At 68.7% G+C, this 16,700-nt stretch carries 17 protein-coding genes; 11 read left to right on the top strand and 6 right to left on the bottom strand.

Annotation, left to right across the window (positions count from 1 at the left end):
• Nucleotides 1-3 precede the first annotated feature (3 nt).
• The 4 genes from ROJ8625_RS20985 (at nucleotide 4) to arsJ (ending at nucleotide 4,356) form a co-directional block, all read left to right on the top strand.
• Nucleotides 4-156: a hypothetical protein gene (locus tag ROJ8625_RS20985; protein WP_159456743.1), complete on the top strand. Its 153-nt coding sequence runs from the start codon at nucleotides 4-6 to the stop codon at nucleotides 154-156.
• A gap of 126 nt (nucleotides 157-282) precedes the next feature.
• Nucleotides 283-1,977, top strand: a complete 1,695-nt coding sequence (gene ade, locus ROJ8625_RS08375) for an adenine deaminase (RefSeq protein ID WP_085791441.1) — start codon at nucleotides 283-285, stop codon at nucleotides 1,975-1,977.
• 103 nt (nucleotides 1,978-2,080) lie between these two features.
• Complete coding sequence (locus ROJ8625_RS08370) at nucleotides 2,081-3,082, top strand: ArsJ-associated glyceraldehyde-3-phosphate dehydrogenase (protein WP_085791440.1); 1,002 nt, start codon at nucleotides 2,081-2,083, stop codon at nucleotides 3,080-3,082.
• The gene (gene arsJ, locus ROJ8625_RS08365) at nucleotides 3,079-4,356 is read left to right on the top strand and encodes an organoarsenical effux MFS transporter ArsJ (protein ID WP_143535082.1); all 1,278 of its coding nucleotides are present in this window, start codon (nucleotides 3,079-3,081) and stop codon (nucleotides 4,354-4,356) included. Before ROJ8625_RS08370 ends, arsJ begins: the two co-directional genes overlap by 4 nt.
• 2 nt (nucleotides 4,357-4,358) lie before the next feature.
• On the opposite strand, the gene ROJ8625_RS08360 is transcribed toward arsJ, so the two are convergent.
• A complete protein-coding gene (locus tag ROJ8625_RS08360) occupies nucleotides 4,359-4,538 on the bottom strand; it encodes a hypothetical protein (protein ID WP_085791439.1) in 180 nt (59 codons plus the stop codon).
• Nucleotides 4,535-5,074: a hypoxanthine phosphoribosyltransferase gene (hpt, locus tag ROJ8625_RS08355; RefSeq protein ID WP_085791438.1), complete on the bottom strand. Its 540-nt coding sequence runs from the start codon at nucleotides 5,072-5,074 to the stop codon at nucleotides 4,535-4,537. The genes ROJ8625_RS08360 and hpt overlap by 4 nt, the downstream gene beginning before the upstream one ends.
• Nucleotides 5,075-5,146: 72 nt before the next feature.
• On the opposite strand from hpt, the gene ROJ8625_RS08350 reads away from it, so the two are divergent.
• A complete protein-coding gene (locus ROJ8625_RS08350; RefSeq protein ID WP_085791437.1) occupies nucleotides 5,147-5,590 on the top strand; it encodes a type II toxin-antitoxin system RatA family toxin in 444 nt (147 codons plus the stop codon).
• A gap of 3 nt (nucleotides 5,591-5,593) precedes the next feature.
• Here the strand turns inward: ROJ8625_RS08350 and ROJ8625_RS08345 are convergent, their stop codons facing one another.
• Genes ROJ8625_RS08345 through ispD form a run of 4 tightly spaced genes read right to left on the bottom strand, consistent with a single transcriptional unit; the run spans nucleotide 5,594 to nucleotide 7,686 of the window.
• Nucleotides 5,594-6,076: a CinA family protein gene (locus ROJ8625_RS08345; protein WP_085791436.1), complete on the bottom strand. Its 483-nt coding sequence runs from the start codon at nucleotides 6,074-6,076 to the stop codon at nucleotides 5,594-5,596.
• The gene (locus ROJ8625_RS08340; RefSeq protein WP_085791435.1) at nucleotides 6,073-6,558 is read right to left on the bottom strand and encodes a phosphatidylglycerophosphatase A family protein; all 486 of its coding nucleotides are present in this window, start codon (nucleotides 6,556-6,558) and stop codon (nucleotides 6,073-6,075) included. The genes ROJ8625_RS08345 and ROJ8625_RS08340 overlap by 4 nt, the downstream gene beginning before the upstream one ends.
• Nucleotides 6,555-7,034, bottom strand: a complete 480-nt coding sequence (ispF, locus tag ROJ8625_RS21180) for a 2-C-methyl-D-erythritol 2,4-cyclodiphosphate synthase (protein ID WP_085791434.1) — start codon at nucleotides 7,032-7,034, stop codon at nucleotides 6,555-6,557. Before ispF ends, ROJ8625_RS08340 begins: the two co-directional genes overlap by 4 nt.
• Complete coding sequence (ispD, locus tag ROJ8625_RS21175; RefSeq protein WP_085791433.1) at nucleotides 7,006-7,686, bottom strand: 2-C-methyl-D-erythritol 4-phosphate cytidylyltransferase; 681 nt, start codon at nucleotides 7,684-7,686, stop codon at nucleotides 7,006-7,008. Before ispD ends, ispF begins: the two co-directional genes overlap by 29 nt.
• Before the next feature lie 184 nt (nucleotides 7,687-7,870).
• On the opposite strand from ispD, the gene dusB reads away from it, so the two are divergent.
• From dusB to trkA, 6 genes are all read left to right on the top strand, one after another.
• On the top strand, nucleotides 7,871-8,854 hold the full coding sequence (gene dusB, locus ROJ8625_RS08325) for a tRNA dihydrouridine synthase DusB (protein ID WP_085791432.1): 984 nt from the start codon (nucleotides 7,871-7,873) through the stop codon (nucleotides 8,852-8,854).
• A complete protein-coding gene (locus ROJ8625_RS08320) occupies nucleotides 8,851-9,936 on the top strand; it encodes a two-component system sensor histidine kinase NtrB (protein WP_085791431.1) in 1,086 nt (361 codons plus the stop codon). Before dusB ends, ROJ8625_RS08320 begins: the two co-directional genes overlap by 4 nt.
• Nucleotides 9,936-11,306, top strand: coding sequence for a response regulator (locus tag ROJ8625_RS08315; protein ID WP_085791430.1), 1,371 nt, complete (start codon nucleotides 9,936-9,938; stop codon nucleotides 11,304-11,306). The genes ROJ8625_RS08320 and ROJ8625_RS08315 overlap by 1 nt, the downstream gene beginning before the upstream one ends.
• Nucleotides 11,307-11,427: 121 nt before the next feature.
• Nucleotides 11,428-13,692, top strand: a complete 2,265-nt coding sequence (locus tag ROJ8625_RS08310) for a sensor histidine kinase NtrY-like (protein WP_085791429.1) — start codon at nucleotides 11,428-11,430, stop codon at nucleotides 13,690-13,692.
• A 15-nt stretch (nucleotides 13,693-13,707) separates the two neighbouring features.
• Nucleotides 13,708-15,132, top strand: coding sequence for a nitrogen assimilation response regulator NtrX (gene ntrX / locus ROJ8625_RS08305; protein WP_085791428.1), 1,425 nt, complete (start codon nucleotides 13,708-13,710; stop codon nucleotides 15,130-15,132).
• A 189-nt stretch (nucleotides 15,133-15,321) separates the two neighbouring features.
• Nucleotides 15,322-16,698, top strand: a complete 1,377-nt coding sequence (trkA, locus tag ROJ8625_RS08300; RefSeq protein WP_085791427.1) for a Trk system potassium transporter TrkA — start codon at nucleotides 15,322-15,324, stop codon at nucleotides 16,696-16,698.
• Nucleotides 16,699-16,700: the final 2 nt, after the last annotated feature.

Below are 16,700 nucleotides of genomic sequence, written 5' to 3'. Positions count from 1 at the left end.
CGCATGTTCACTGACGTCTTTGTCATAGGGCTCGGCGCGTTGTTCCTCGTCGCGGTCCTCATCGTGGCCGTGACGGGACGTGCAACGCGCAAGAGTGACATGCATGCCAACCAGGGGCGCGAGCCGTCCTATCTCGCACGGGACGGCCGGTCCTGACCGGCATGTCGTGAAAGGGGCGCTCTTCGGAGCGCCCCTTTCCACATGTGCCGTCGTCCGACCGCGACACCTTTCCTTTCGCCGCCGAACGCGGTCCTCTGGGGCAATGCCGACAGGAGGACCGCCATGACCGATCTTGCCACCCGCATCGCCGCCGCCCGCGGCGAGGTCCCCGCGGACCTCGTCCTGCGCGGGGCGCGCGTGCTCGACCTCGTGACCGGGGACGAGATCGAGGGCGACGTGGCGATCTGCGGCGACCGGATCGTCGGAACCGGCGCGGCCTACGAGGGGCGGCAGGTCATCGACCTGACGGGGCGCCTTCTCGTGCCGGGATTCATCGACACGCATCTTCATGTCGAAAGCTCGCTCGTGACGCCGCTTGAGTTCGATCGCTGCGTGTGTCCGCGCGGGATCACGACGGCGATCTGCGACCCGCACGAGATCGCCAACGTGATCGGTGCGGACGGCATCCGCTACTTCCAGCGCGCGTCCGAGCGCACGGTGATGGATCTGCGCGTGCAACTGTCGTCCTGCGTGCCCTCGACGCACATGGAGACCGCGGGCGCGGACCTGTCGGCGTCCGACCTCGAGCCGCTGCGGCACCATCCCTCGGGGATCGGTCTGGCGGAGTTCATGAATTATCCCGGGGTGATCCATCGCGATCCTCAGGTGATGGAGAAGCTGCTCGCCTTCGAGGGCGGGCATATCGACGGGCATTGCCCGCTTCTCTCGGGCACCGATCTCAACGCCTATTGCGCCGCCGGCATCCGCACCGAGCATGAGGCCACCACCGCCGCAGAGGCGCGCGAGAAGCTCCGGAAAGGCATGCGGGTGCTGATCCGCGAAGGGTCCGTGTCGAAGGATCTGGAGGCGTTGCAACCGCTTCTGACCGAGCGGACCGCGCCATACATGTGCCTGTGCACCGACGACCGGAACCCGCTCGACATCGCCGAGGAAGGGCATCTCGATCACATGATCCGCCGGCTGATCGCCGCCGGCACGCCACCGCTCGCCGCCTACCGGGCCGCGTCGCTGTCGGCGGCCGAGGCGTTCGGGCTCAAGGATCGCGGGCTGATCGCGCCGGGATACAGGGCAGACATCGCTGTGATCGGATCGCTCGAGGCCTGCGACGTCGAGATGGTGATCGCGGGCGGTATCGTCGCAGATGACGCGGCCTTCGCCGCGCGCGAACCGCTCGATCCGGTGGGGCGCAACTCCGTCCGCGCGCCGCGCGTGGACGCCGACGCGTTCCGCGCCACCGGCAACCGGGAGGAGACCGACGTGATCGGCATCCGTCCCGGTCAGATCCTGACCGATCACCTGGACGAGCGCGTTCCCATCGTCGACGGCGACAAGCGGCCCGATCCCGCCCGCGACCTGATGCGCATCGCGGTGATCGAACGTCACGGCCGCAACGGCAACATCGCCACCGGCTTCGTGCGCGGTTTCGGCATGACGCGCGGAGCGATCGCCGCGACGGTCTGTCACGATCACCACAACATCGTCGCGGTCGGCGCCGACTACGGCGACATGGCGGTGGCCGCCAATCGCCTGTCGGAAATCGAGGGCGGCTTCGTTGTCGCGGTCGATGGCAATGTCAGCGCCGAACTCGCGCTGCCGGTGGCCGGGCTGATGTCGCTCGCGCCGTTCGAGGAGGTGCAGGCGGCGCTGTCGGATCTGCGCACGGCGGCGCGCGCGCTCGGCGTCACGCTGGACGAGCCGTTCCTGCAACTGGCGTTCCTCGCGCTGCCGGTCATTCCGGCGCTCAAGATCACCGATCGCGGCATGGTCGACGTCACCCAATTCGAGATCATCGGCTGAGGCACTTGCAGAGGCGATGTTATTTCGGTAATTGCCGAAATAACGAAGGATGGCGCGGCGCGCGTGTCATCTGTGCTGCACATCGTCACGGTATGGATCTCGTATGACCACATACGCACTGAACGGGCTCGGCCGGATCGGCAAGCTGGCGCTGAGGCCGATGCTGGAGGCTGGGCTCGACATCGCCTGGATGAACGACGCGGTCGGCGATCCGGCGATGCACGCGCATCTACTGGAGTTCGACACCGTGCACGGGCGCTGGAACGCGCGCTTTGGCTCGGACGCGAACAGCGTGACGATCGACGGCACACGCATCCCGATGCTGTCGGAGACCGATCCCGCGCGGCTGCCCCTCGACGGGGTGGACGTGGTGATCGACTGCACCGGGGTGTTCAAGACGGCGGCCAAGACGCGCCCGTATTTCGACGGCGGCGCGAAGAAGGTCGTCGTGTCGGCGCCGGTCAAGGACGCGGAGGCGGCGAACATCGTTTTCGGGATCAACCACGACATCTACGATCCGGCGCGCCACGACCTCGTCTCGGCCGCGAGCTGCACCACCAACTGCCTCGCGCCAGTGGTGAAGGTGATCCATGAAAAACTCGGCATAAAGCACGGCAGCATCACGACGATTCACGACGTGACCAACACGCAGACGATGGTGGACCGGCCGGCAAAGGACCTGCGCCGCGCCCGCTCGGCGCTCAATTCGCTGATCCCCACGACGACCGGCAGCGCGACCGCGATCACGCAGATCTACCCCGAGCTGACGGGGCGGCTGAACGGCCACGCCGTGCGCGTGCCGCTTCTGAACGCGTCGATCACCGACTGCGTCTTCGAGGTGGAGCGCGCGACAGACGCCGAGGAGGTCAACGGCTTCCTGAAGGCGGCCGCGGAGACCGCGCCGCTGGCCGGCATCCTCGGGTTCGAGGAGCGGCCGCTGGTGTCGGCCGATTACGTGAACGACACGCGATCCTCGATCGTGGACGCGCCGTCCACGATGGTCGTCAACGGCACGCAGGTGAAGGTCTACGCGTGGTACGACAACGAGATGGGCTACGCGCACCGACTGGTGGACATCGCCCGCATGGTGGGAGACCGGCTGTGACAGACGCGGCGCGCGAGGACCGGCCGGAGGGCCTCTCGGCCTACATCGCCGTCACGGCGGCCTACTGGGCATTCATGCTGACCGACGGCGCGTTGCGGATGCTCGTGCTGCTGCATTTCCACACGCTCGGCTTCTCGCCGGTGCAGCTGGCCTACCTGTTCATCCTCTACGAGCTTGCGGGCATCGTCACGAACCTGTCGGCCGGCTGGATCGCGGCGCGGTTCGGGCTGACCTCGACGCTCTATGCCGGGCTCGGGCTGCAGATCGTCGCGCTGATCGCCCTCGCGCAACTCGATCCGTCCTGGGCCGTGGGGATGTCCGTCGTCTACGTGATGGCGGTGCAGGGCGCGTCTGGCGTCGCCAAGGACCTGGCCAAGATGTCGTCGAAGAGCGCGGTCAAGCTCCTGGCGCCGAAGGCGCGCGGCGGACTTTTCCGCTGGGTCGCGGTGCTGACCGGGTCGAAGAACGCCGTGAAGGGCCTGGGCTTCCTGCTCGGGGCCGGGCTCCTCGCCCTGGCCGGGTTCACGGCCTCGGTCATCGGCATGGCGGTCGTGTTGGCGGTGATCTTTGCCGCCATCGCGCTGAAGATGCCGTCCGGCCTGCCCAAGGGGCGCAAGGAGGCCAAGTTCCGCGAGGTCTTTTCCAAGGATGCCAACGTCAACTGGCTCTCGGCCGCGCGGGTGTTCCTCTTCGGCGCGCGCGACGTATGGTTCGTTGTCGGGATCCCGATCTACTTCTACGCCGTGTTGTCGGACGGGACGGAGGAGGGCACGCGCTTTGCCTTCTTCGTGATCGGGACGTTCATGGCGGTCTGGACGATCCTCTATGGCGGTGTGCAGGCCTGGGCGCCGAAGCTGCTGCGCGCCGACACGCGGCCCGAGGGCGAGCTTGTGTCCGCGGCGCGCGGCTGGGTCGTGGCACTGATCGCCATTCCTGCGATCCTCGCCCTCGTCGTCTGGACCCGGGGGGAGAGCACGGTCACAACCGCCGCCCTGATCGCAGGGCTGCTGGTCTTCGGCGCTGTGTTCGCGGTGAACTCGTCGCTCCATTCCTACCTGATCCTGCACTTCACGAGCGGCGAGCGCGTGACGATGGATGTGGGCTTCTACTACATGGCCAACGCCGCCGGGCGGCTTCTGGGCACGCTCGCGTCGGGGCTGACCTACCAGATCGGCGGGGTCGGGCTCTGCCTGATGACGGCCGCGATCTTTCTCGGGGTATCGGCGCTCGGCGCCGCGCGGCTGCGGCCGGATGGGGCACCCGCCGCGGCCTGAGGTCAGGGCAGGCGCATCGGTCCGCGGGGCGCCGCGTTCATCCATTCGGGCAGGCCGACATAGCGTTCGACCGAGAAAAGCGCCGCGCAGATCGCGATGATGGCGAAGACGAACTTCACCATCTTCCACGACGGCGGATTCTGCGCCCAGCGGCGCATCCGCATGAGCCAGTGCAGATTCATTCGGTGAACCGGACCTTGCCGATATGCGGCAGGTTGCGGTCGCGCTGCGCGTAATCGATGCCGTAGCCCACCACGAACTCGTCGGGGATCTCGAACCCGGTCCAGTCGGCCTTGATGTCGGTTTCCCGGCGGGACGGCTTGTCGAGAAGCGCGATGGTCCGCAGGCGGCGCGGGCCGCGGGACTGCAGCAGGTTGACCACGTGTCGCAGGGTGTGGCCGGTGTCGACGATATCCTCGACCACGAGAACGTCGCGCCCCTCCACGCCGGTGCGCAGATCCTTCAGGATCCGGACCTCGCGGCTCGATTCCATCGCGTTGCCGTAGGACGAGACCTCGAGGAAATCGACCTCGACCGGCAGCTTCAGCTCGCGCACGAGGTCGGCGATGAAGATGAACGAGCCGCGCAGCAGCCCGACGACCACGAGCTGTTCGGTGTCGCGGAACTCCGACGCGATCTCGCGCGCGAGGCTTTCGACCTTGGCGGCGATCGACTTGGCCGAGATCATCTCGTCGATGACATAGGGTCGCGTGGTCATGGGATTCCCTTGATTTTCCGTGCGCACCATACGACATGGACCCGCACTGTCACGCAGATCACCGGACCGGCCATGACGACCCATTCCGAAACGAAGGTGCTGCCGTATACGGCAGACCAGATGTACGATCTCGTCGCCGATGTCGGTTCGTACCCCGAATTCCTGCCCTGGTGCGCCGCCGCGCGCGTGCGCTCCACGGAGGATCACGGCGACCACACAGTGATGCAGGCGGATCTCGTGATCTCGTTCCGCGTCTTCCGCGAACGCTTCGGCTCGAAGGTGACGCTCTGGCCCGAAAGCCGGACGATCGACACCGAGTATATCGACGGGCCATTCCGCTACATGGAAAGTCGCTGGCATTTCAAGGACGTGGAGGGCGGCGTGGAAGTGTCGTTCTTCGTCGATTTCGAGTTCAAGAACGCCATGCTGCGCTCGATCATCGGGGTCGTGTTCAACGACGCGATGCAGCGAATCGTGCGCGCCTTCGAACGGCGCGCGGCACAGCTCTACGGCTGAGGATCAGGTCTCGAGCGCGGCGCGGATGAGCGCGAGCGCGCGATCGCGCGCCGCCGCGCGCACCGCCGCCCGGCCGAGTGCGCCGAACTCCACCGTCTCGACATCCGTGCCGCGGTCGGTTGCGAGCGCGAAGCAGACCCGGCCCTCGGGCTTCGTGTCGGATCCGCCGGGCCCGGCGATCCCGCTGATCGCGACGGCGATGTCGGCGCGCGCGAGGTCGCGCGCGCCTTGCGCCATCTCGCGGACCACCGGTTCGGACACCGCGCCATGCGCCGCCAGCGTGTCGGGCGACACGCCCAGCATCTCGGACTTCGCGGCGTTCGAATAGGTGACGTAGCCCCGCTCGAAGATCGCCGAGGAGCCGGCGACGTCGGTGAGCGCGGCGGCGACCATGCCGCCGGTGCAGCTTTCGGCCGCCGTCACCGTCAGGCCGCGGTCGGTGGCGGCGCGGCGGATCGCCTCGGCGGCTTCCTCGTGCCCGGTCACATCAGCACCACGTGGTAGACCGCGCCCGAGACGATCACCACCAGCGCGGCGAGGATCCCGGCGACGACATCGTCCAGCATCACGCCCCAGGGGCCGCCCATGCGGTCCGCGCGGCCGACGAGCCACGGTTTGCGGATGTCGAAGAGGCGGAATGCCGCAAACCCCACGACCCAGCCGGGCCAGAGCGCGAGCACGCCGACACCGGCAAACGCCGCGCCGTAGGACACCGGCAGGAGCGCGATCCACTGGCCGGCGACCTCGTCGATGACGATCTCGGGTGGGTCCGTGTCCGCGCCTTGGGTCGCGGCACGGACGATGGCGACGCCGCCGAGCGTGACGGCGACGGTCGCCGCGAGCGTCAGCCAGATCCCCCCGATCGCGTGCAGCGCCCAGAACAGCGGCAGCGCGGCGAGCGATCCCCACGTGCCGGGCGCGGGCCGCAGGAGGCCGACGCCGAAGAGGGTTGCGACCGCGCGGCTCATGCCGCCACCAGCGCGCAGGTGGCCAGCGCCGCGATCCCCTCGCCGCGGCCGGTGAAGCCGAGGCGTTCGGAGGTCGTCGCCTTGACCGACACGCGGGACGCGTCGATGCCCGTGATCCCCGCGAGCGCGGCGCGCATGGCGCCGGCATGGGGGCCGACCTTGGGCATCTCGCAGATGATCGTCACGTCGAGGTTGGACAGGGCGAAGCCGCGCGCGCCCGCGCGATCGACCGCGTGACGCAGGAACACGTGGCTTTCCGCGCCTTTCCATTGCGGGTCGGAGGGCGGAAAGTGCGTTCCGATGTCGCCCTCGGCCAGCGCGCCGTAGATCGCGTCCGTCAGCGCGTGCATCGCGACGTCGGCATCGGAATGCCCGTCGAGCGCGGCATCGTGGGGCACGTGCACGCCGCAGAGTGTCACGCCGTCGCCGTCGCGAAAGCGATGCACGTCAAATCCGTTCCCGAGCCGTATATCCATGCCTGTCCTCCAGAATCCGCGCGGCGCGGGCGAAGTCGCCGGGCGCGGTGATTTTCAGATTGTCCTCGGATCCCGGCACGATCGCCACGTCGAGCCCGGCGGCGCGCGCCACCTCGACGTCGTCGGCGGCGGCGCCGCGATGAGCCATGTGCGCATCGAGGATCGCGCGGAAGCGGAAGCCCTGCGGTGTCTGCGCGCGAAAAAGACCGTCGCGCGGCACGCTGGCTGCCACGCGGCCGTCCGCGCCGCGCCACAGCGCGTCGGTCACCGGCAGCGCCGGCGCCGCGCCGGGCGCGCCGGAGAGCGCGCCGAGCACCGCGTCTATGACGGTGCGCGGCACCGCCGGCCGGGCGACGTCGTGGATCAGGACGGCCTCGGGCGCCGCGGCGACCAGCGCCTCGAGCCCCGCGCGCACCGACGCCGCGCGGTCGGCGCCGCCCGGCACGATCCGGGTGTCGAGGCCGGCGGCCTCGGCCTCGGCGCGGGCGCGGTCCTCGGGGTGGATCACCAGAACGCGGGCGTCGAGATGGGCGAAGGCCTGCAGCGTCCAGCGCGCGACGCTCTGGCCCGCCACCTCCTGCCATTGCTTGGGGAGCGGGCCGCCGGCCCGCGTGCCGCGGCCGGCCGCGACGATGAGGGCGGCGTGACGCATGGTGGGGGCGCTTCCTTTCCGGTCAGCGCTTCTCTAGGGGCTGCGCGGGAGGCACGCAATCGCCGCGCCGCGTGCGATTAAAAATTAGGCGTTGGCTCTTTTTCGCGCGTTCGGAACCGGCGGCGAGAATTGAACGCCTGACGCGAGCGGGTTAGCTGGAACCCAGTGCACAAGGAATAATCGCTTGAGCGTCACTCTCGGACAGCGCGACCTTTCGATGCCGGTGCTCCTCGCGCCGCTTGCGGGCATCACCGATCTGCCGTTCCGAAGCCTCGTCTCGGGCTTCGGAGCGGGGCTCGTCGTGTCCGAGATGATCGCGAGCCAGGAAATGGTGCAGGGCAAGTGGGCGGTGCGCGAGAAGGCCGAGCTCGGCATCGACGCCGCGAACACCTCGGTCCAGCTGGCGGGGCGCGATGCGCACTGGATGGCCGAGGCGGCCCGCATGGTCGCGGGGCAGGGCGCGGCGGTCATCGACATCAACATGGGCTGCCCGGCCAAGAAGGTCGTGGGCGGATATTCGGGGTCCGCGCTGCTGCGCGATCTCGACCACGCGCAGCGCCTGATCGAGGCCGTGGCGGGGGCCGTCGAGGTGCCGGTCACGCTCAAGACCCGGCTCGGCTGGGACGCCGATTGCCTCAACGCGGCGGATCTCGCGCGCCGCGCCGAGGGCGCGGGCGTCGCGATGATCGTGATCCACGGGCGCACGCGCTGCCAGTTCTACAAGGGCGCGGCCGACTGGGACGCGATCCGCGCGGTCACGTCCGCGGTGTCGGTCCCGGTGATCGCCAACGGCGACATCGTGGACGCCGCGAGCGCGCGCGAGGCGCTGCGCCTGTCGGGCGCGGCGGGGGTGATGATCGGCCGCGGCGCGCAGGGCCGGCCGTGGCAGCTGGCGCGGATCGCGGCGGCACTCGGGACCGGCCGGGCGCCGGACGTGCCGCAGGGATCGGCCCTCAGCGACATGGTTTCAGGGCATTACGAGGCGATGCTGGACTTCTACGGCATGTCTCTGGGCGTGCGCGTCGCGCGCAAGCATCTCGGCTGGTACATGGATGACGCCGGAACGCCGGCGGGCCTGCGGCGCGAGATCCTGACTGCGGCCGACCCGGGCGCCGTGCTGGCGCGGTTGCCCGAGGCGGTGGGCGCGGCCCGGCAGGTCGCCGCATGAGCGCGTCCACGCAGGCCGACATCTGGTCGTCGCTGCCGGTGCCGGCGGTTCTGATCGACGGGGCGGACCGCATCGCGGATCTCAACCCGGCCGCCGAAGGCTTCATGAACAACTCGGCCAAGTGGCTGGTGGGGCAGCCGATCTGGGACCGGCTCGCCGTCGACGCGCCGCTCGAGGAGAGCCTCGAGCGCGCCCGCCGGCAGGGCACGCCGCTGTTCGTCAACGACGTCGACGTGGGCACCGGGGCGCGTCCGCCGCTCGTCTGCTCGCTGCATATCGCGCCGGTGTCGGGGCAGCCGGGCTGGATGGTCATGCTGATTTCGCCGCGCGAGCTTGCCGGGCGGATGACGCAGAGCCATTCGGTCAAGTCCGCCGCCAAGAGCGCCATCGGCATGGCCGAGATGCTCGCGCACGAGATCAAGAACCCGTTGGCGGGGATCGCCGGCGCGGCGCAGCTCCTTTCGATGAACCTCTCCAAGGAGGATCTGGAGCTGACCGACCTGATCGTCGGCGAGACACGGCGGGTGGTGAAGCTGCTCGAACAGGTGGAGCAGTTCGGCAACCTGTCGGCGCCCGAGATGCGCGCGGTGAACATCCATGACGTTCTGGACCGGGCGCGGCGCTCTGCGCTGCTCGGCTTCGGCGGGCACATGAAGATCATCGAGGATTACGACCCGTCGCTGCCGCTGGCGCGGGGCGACCCGGACCAGCTGCTGCAGGTGGTGCTGAACCTGTTGAAGAACGCGGCGGAAGCCGCTGATTCAAAATCCGGCGGCAAGATCCGCCTGCGGACGTTCTACGAGCACAGCTTCCGCCTGCGACGCGCCGATGGCGGCGGTCAGTCGGTGCCGCTGCAGATCGAGATCGAGGATGACGGTCCGGGCCTGCCGGACGACATCCGCGGCGACGTGTTCGACCCGTTCGTGTCGGGCAAGGAGAACGGCACAGGGCTCGGCCTCGCGCTCGTGTCCAAGATCATTTCAGACCACGACGGGTGGATCTCCGTCGAGAGCGTGCCGGGGCGGACACGGTTCCGTATCTCGCTGCCGCGCGCCCCCCGCGATGCCAAGGAGACAAACTGATGGACGGCACGGTTCTGGTCGCCGACGACGACCGCACGATCCGCACGGTGCTCACGCAGGCGCTGACGCGCGCGGGCTGCAAGGTTCACGCGACATCCTCGCTGACAACGCTCATGCGCTGGGTGGCCGAGGGCAAGGGTGACGTGGTGATCTCGGACGTGGTCATGCCGGACGGCAACGGCCTGGAAATGCTGCCGAAGATCCAGCAGGACCGTCCCGACCTGCCGGTGATCGTGATCTCGGCGCAGAACACGATCATGACGGCGATCCAGGCCGCGGAGGCCGAGGCCTACGACTACCTGCCGAAACCGTTCGACCTGCCGGACCTGATGAAGCGGACCGCGCGGGCGCTCGACAACCGCAATCGCGCGCCGAAGCGCGAGGAGCCGACCCATGGCGCGGACGCGCCGGACGAGCTGCCGCTGGTCGGGCGCACCGCCGCGATGCAGGCACTGTACCGGCTGGTGGCCAAGGTGATGAACACCGACCTGCCGGTTCTGGTGACCGGTGAAAGCGGGACCGGCAAGTCGCTGATCGCAAAGGCCATTCACGACTTTTCGGACCGGCGGACGCTGCCCTTCGTGACCGTCACCTCGACCGAACTGGCCGATCTCGAAGGCCCGGCGCGGGTGCTCGCGCGGGTCAAGGGCGGCACGCTCCTGATCGACGAGATCGCGGACACGCCCGACGAGGTGCAGGCGCGCATCGTGCGGATGATGGACGCGCCCGGAGACCACGTGCCGCGCTTCATGGCGACAAGCCAGATCGACCTCGCGCACGCGATGGAGGAAGGCCGCGTCCGGCGCGACCTCTATTACCGGCTGTCGGGGGCGACGATCGCGGTGCCGTCGCTGCGCGAGCGGGTGGAGGACATCGCGCTTCTGTCCGACCATTTCCTTGCCCGCGTCGAGCGCGAGGGCGGGCCGAAGCGCTGGTTGTCGGAGGAGGCCGCGGAGCTGTTCCGCGCGTATTCCTGGCCCGGCAACGTGCGTCAGCTGGAGAACGCGGTGCGGCGGCTTTCCTTGACCAGCCGGGCCGACGAGATCACGCGCGGAGAGGTCGAGGCCGTGCTCGGCAACCAGCCGGAGACGGAGCCGATCCTGAAGGGCGGCGATTCGGAGAAGCTGGGAACGTCGGTCGCGCGGCACCTGCGGCGGTATTTCGACCTGCACGGCAACATGCTGCCGCCGCCCGGGCTCTACGCGAGGATCCTGCGCGAAGTGGAGGCGCCGCTGATCGAAATCGCGCTCGAGGCGACGGGCGGCAACCAGGCGAAATGCGCCGACCTTCTCGGCATCAACCGGAATACGCTGAGAAAGAAGATCACCGATCTCGATATTCGCGTGACACGGCGCCGCAAGTTGATGTAAAACCGCAACATAAGCGTGGCCCCGTGGCAGCGTCGCGTCGAATGCGCGGCTGCTGTGACGGAGAGATCACAAGATATGGCGGTCGACTGCCTGAGGCAGTCCATCTAGGCGAGGGGTGGTTGTGGCCACTCGGGCACGTGCAATCGACTGGTCGCGCCTCGACCGGTTGCGGCGGCAGCGCCGTGTTCAGAACGCTGTCACACTGGGGCTGGTCATACTCGGCCCCATCCTTGCCGTCGCGACCTACGCGGTGCTGGGGCCGCTCGATCGCGGCCCGGCGAACGCGACGACGCTTCGCCTCGTCCTGCTCGCCGACCTTGTCTACATCATCCTGATCGCCGGTCTCGTGCTCAGCCGCGTGGCGATGCTCATCGCCGCGCGGCGGGCGCAGTCGGCGGGCTCGCGGCTCCATCTGCGGTTGACGGGCGTGTTCGCGCTGATGGCGCTTCTGCCCACGATCACGGTCGCGGTTTTCGGCGTGCTGACCATCAATTCGGGGCTCGAGACGTGGTTCTCGACGCGCGTGCAGAACGTCGTCGGTGCCTCGCTCGACGCCGCCGAAGCCTACGAGGCCGAGCACCGGGCCGATCTCGACACCGACGCGCGCGAGCTTGCATCGTTCCTCGACGCCAACCGGCGGGCGGCGCCCCTTCTGACCGACGAACGGCTGCGCGAACTCCTGGCCAGCGGCCAGCTGCAGATCCAGCGGGGCCTGTCCGAGGCCTTCGTGATCGACGGTGCGGGCGAGATTCACGCCCGTGGCGAGGGATCCTACCTGTTCTACTTCGAGCAGCCGGCGCCCGGCGACTTCATCGAGGCCGATGCCGACGGCGTGGCGCTGATCCCGGACTGGGACAATGACGAGTTCCGGGCGCTCGTGCCCCTCGAAGCGTTCGTGGACCGCTATCTCTACGTCACGCGCACGGTTGACGGCGACATCCTCAACCTGCTCGACGACACTCAGGAGACCGCGCGCTTCTACCAGCAGCAGGAAAGCGAACGGGGCCGGCGGCTCTTCGATTTCGCGCTTCTTTACCTGGGCTTCGCGGTGCTTCTGATCCTCGCGGCGGTCTGGCTGGGGCTGTGGTTCGCCGAGCGGCTTTCGCGACCGGTCGGGCGGCTGACCGGCGCGGCGCAGCGCGTGGGCGCCGGTGATCTGGACGTGCACGTGAAGGAGGATACCGGCGACGACGAGATCGCGATGCTCGGCCGCTACTTCAACCAGATGACGCGGCAGCTGAAGCGGCAGCGCGAGCGCCTGCTGGAGAACACGCGCCAGATCGAACGCAGGCAGCGGCTGTTCGACTCGGTGCTGAGCTCGGTCACCTCGGGGGTGGCCGGACTCGATGCGCAGGGCCGGGTGGCCTTCGTCAACCGATCGGCCGAGCGCCTGCTCGACTGGCAGGAGGAGAACCAGAGCCTGCCGATCCACGTGGCCGTGCCGGAATTCGGTGCGCTGTTCGACCGGTTGCGCGACACTCAGGCCGAGGTCGTGCAAGACGAGGTCAAGGTCTCGCGCGAAGGACGGCTGGAGCATCTGCTGGTGCGGATGTCCACGCGCCGGCGCGAGGATGGCAGCCTCGAGGGCTACGTGATCGCCTTTGACGACGTGACCGACCTCGTCTCGGCGCAGCGGCTCGCGGCCTGGGGCGACGTGGCGCGGCGCATCGCGCACGAGATCAAGAACCCGCTCACGCCGATCAAGCTGGCCGCCGAGCGCATGTCGCGGACCTTCGCCAAGCACCTCGAGGGGGCGGAGGCCGAACGGGTCGCGGCGCTCAGCGACCGGATCGTCCGCCAGACCGACGACCTGCGCCGCATCATCGACGAATTCTCGCAATTCGCGCGGATGCCCGAGCCCGACCGCAAGCACGAGGACCTGCTCGCGCTGCTGAATGGCACGATCCTTCTGCAGGAAAGCGGCCAGCCGGGCGTGCGGTTCGAGACCGAGCTGCCGGAGGGCCCGCTGCACTCCGAGCTCGATGCCACGATGATCAGCCAGGCGCTGACCAACCTGATGAAGAACGCCGGTGAGGCGCTCGAGAGCCTGCGCGAGGCCGGAGCGCCGGAGGCCTGGACGCCGACGATCCGCGTCAGCTGCCGCAGCGCCGACGGCTTCGTCGAAATCCGCATCGCCGACAACGGGATCGGCCTGCCGGAAGACCGCGCACGGCTCTTCGAGCCGTATGTGACCACCCGCGACAAGGGCACCGGCCTCGGCCTGCCCATCGTCAAGAAGATCATAGAGGAACACGGCGGCACGCTGGCGCTCGAGGATGCGCCGGTCCGGGAGGGCGAGCACCATCGCGGCGCGATGGCGGTCGTCCGACTGCCGGTGGCCGAGGCGCCGCCGCCGGAGACCGCGCGTGCGGTCGAAACAGCATGACAGGAGGGCAGTGACATGGGCGACATTCTGATCGTCGACGACGAACGCGACATCCGCGAGCTGATCGGGGACATCCTCGAGGACGAGGGCTATACCACAAGGCTGGCCGGCAATTCCGGCGAGGCGATGGCCGAGGTGAACGGCGAGCCGCCGGCGCTCATCATCCTCGACATCTGGCTGAAGGACAGCAAGATGGACGGGATCGACATCCTCAAGACGGTGAAACGGGACAATCCCGACATTCCCGTCGTCATCATCTCGGGGCACGGCAACATCGAGATCGCGGTCGCGGCGATCAAGCAGGGCGCCTACGACTTCATCGAGAAGCCGTTCAACATCGACCAGCTGCTGGTGGTGATCCGCCGCGCGATGGAGACTTCGCGTCTGCGGCGCGAGAACCTGTCGCTGAAGCGCCGCGAGACGCAGGCGGCCGAGATGATCGGTGAAAGTCCCGCCTTCCGCACGCTGTCCTCGCAGCTCGACAAGGTGACGAAGTCGAACGGGCGGGTGATGCTGACCGGGCCCGCGGGCGCCGGCAAGGAAGTGGCGGCCCGCTACATCCACGCGCGGTCGAACCGGGCGCAGGGCCCCTTCGTGACCGTCAATTGCGCAGGCGTCTCGCCGGAGACGATGGAAGAGACGCTCTTTGGCCGCGAAACCGCCGACCGCGGCGTGGAGCCTGGGCTTCTCGAACAGGCGCATGGCGGCGTGGTCTATTTCGACGAGGTCGCCGACATGCCTTTGGGCACACAGTCGAAAATCCTGCGCGTTCTCGTTGACCAGCAGTTCACCCGTGTCGGCGGGTCGGACAAGGTGCGCGTGGATCTGCGCGTGATCTCGTCCACCAACCGCGATCTGGACGACGAGATCGCCGCCGGACGGTTCCGCCAGGAACTGTACCACCGCCTGAACGTGGTGCCGATCGGCGTGCCGAGCCTCGAGGACCGGCGCGAGGATATTCCCACGCTCGCGCGGCACTTCGTCGAGCAATGCCACAAGGCGCAGGGCCTGCCGGCGCGCGACTTCTCCGAGGACGCGGTGGCGCTGCTGCAGACGATGGTCTGGCCGGGCAACGTGCGCCAGCTGAAGAACCTCGTCGAGCGCGTGCTGATCCTTGGCGAGGGCAGCGGGCCGATCGAGGCGCGCGAGTTGCCGCAGGACGGGCCGCGCGACGCCGAGGAAGGGCGCGTGGTCCTGGCCGGCACGCTGGCCACCCTTCCGCTGCGCGAAGCGCGGGAGGCGTTCGAGCGTGAATACCTGCTGACCCAGATCAACCGGTTCGGCGGAAACATCTCGCGCACCGCGAGCTTCGTCGGGATGGAGCGTTCGGCGCTGCACCGCAAGCTGAAGTCCCTCGGCGTGGTCACCTCGTCCAAGGGCGGCGCGCGGCTCGCGCAGTTCGACGAGGAGGAGCGGGAGGCCGAGCGGCAGGTCGGCTGAGGCCGGGCGGCGGGGCCGGCCGCTCGGACCCGAGCGGCCCGCGAGAGCCACAGGGCCGCTTCGGCGGCCGCCGGGCCCCGGGGAAATCGGTGAGCGCGCCCGCGGCAGCGGTGACGCGGGGTGGCGATTGACCGTCTTGGGGCAAGCTGTCAGTTAATCCTGTCGGGGCACTTCGCGAAAAGGCGATCCATGAAGGTCATCATCTGCGGCGCGGGTCAGGTGGGTTGGCAGATCGCCCGCCATCTCTCGGGCGAGCGCAACGACGTGTTCGTGGTCGACAACAACGCCGACCTCGTGCGCCGGGCCACGGATACGCTCGACGTGCAGGGTATCGCCGGTTTCGCGTCGTATCCGGATGTGCTCGACCGGGCCGGCGCGCGCGATGCCGACATGATCATCGCGGCGACGCATTCCGACGAGGTCAACATGGTCACCTGCCAGGTGGCCCACTCGGTGTTTTCGATCCCGCGCAAGATCGCGCGGCTGCGCTCCAAGTCCTACCTGACGGCGATCTACTCGGATCTCTACCGCCGCGATCACATGCCGATCGACGTGGTGATCTCGCCCGAGCGCGAGGTGGCCGACGCGGCGCTGCAGAGGCTCGCCTTGCCCGCGGCCTTCGACACCGAGACCTTCCTCGGCGGGCACGCTCAGCTGATCGGCCTGACGATCGACGAAGGCTGCCCGATCGTGAACACGCCGCTGCGGCAGCTCACCGACCTGTTCTCGACGCTGCGCGCGGTGGTGGTCGGCGTGGTGCGCGATGGCCGCATCTTCGCGCCCGAGCCGCGCGACCAGCTGTTCGAGGGCGACTCCGCCTATTTCGTGTGCCACCGCGACGACATCGCGCGGCTTCTCGAGATCCTCGGAAAGCCCTACCGCCAGCAGGAGCGCGTCGTGCTCGTCGGGGGCGGCAACGTGGGCCTGATGGTCGCGCGCGAACTCGAGACCGCCGAGCATCGCATTCGCGCGAAGGTCATCGAGAAGGAGCGCAAATGCGCCGAGCGCGCGGCGGAGGCGCTGGAGAAGACGATCGTGCTGAACGGTGACGGGCTCGATGCGGGTCTTCTGGCCGAGGCCAACATCGACCGCGCCGACGCCGTCCTGTGCGTGACAGACGACGACAAGACCAACATGCTCGCCGCGGTGCGCGCCAAGGCGGCAGGCGCGAAGATGTCGATCGTCCTGGTGAACGACCCGACGCTGGTGCCGCTGATGGAGCCGCTGGGGATCGACGCCTTCATCAATCCGCGCGCCACCACGGTCAGCTCGATCCTGCGGCACATCCGTCACGGGCGCGTGCGGGCGGTCTATTCGATCGGCGACGGCGAGGCCGAGGTGATCGAGGCCGAGGTCATGTCGACCTCCACCATCGCCGGCCAGCGGATCCGCGACATCGACTTTCCCGAGGGCGTGCTCGTCGGCGCGGTGAAACGCGGCGACCGGATCCAGAAGATCACCGGCGGGCTCCGGATCGAGGAGGGCGACCAGATCGTGCTTTTCGCCATGTCGAAGGACGTGCCGGAGGTCGAGCGGCTCCTGCAGGTCTCGATCGACTTCTTCTGAGC

The organism is Roseivivax jejudonensis, assembly GCF_900172265.1.
GTDB lineage: Bacteria > Pseudomonadota > Alphaproteobacteria > Rhodobacterales > Rhodobacteraceae > Roseivivax > Roseivivax jejudonensis.
Note: the sequence above shows the minus strand (reverse complement) of the source record. Positions and strands in the feature narration are given on the sequence as shown.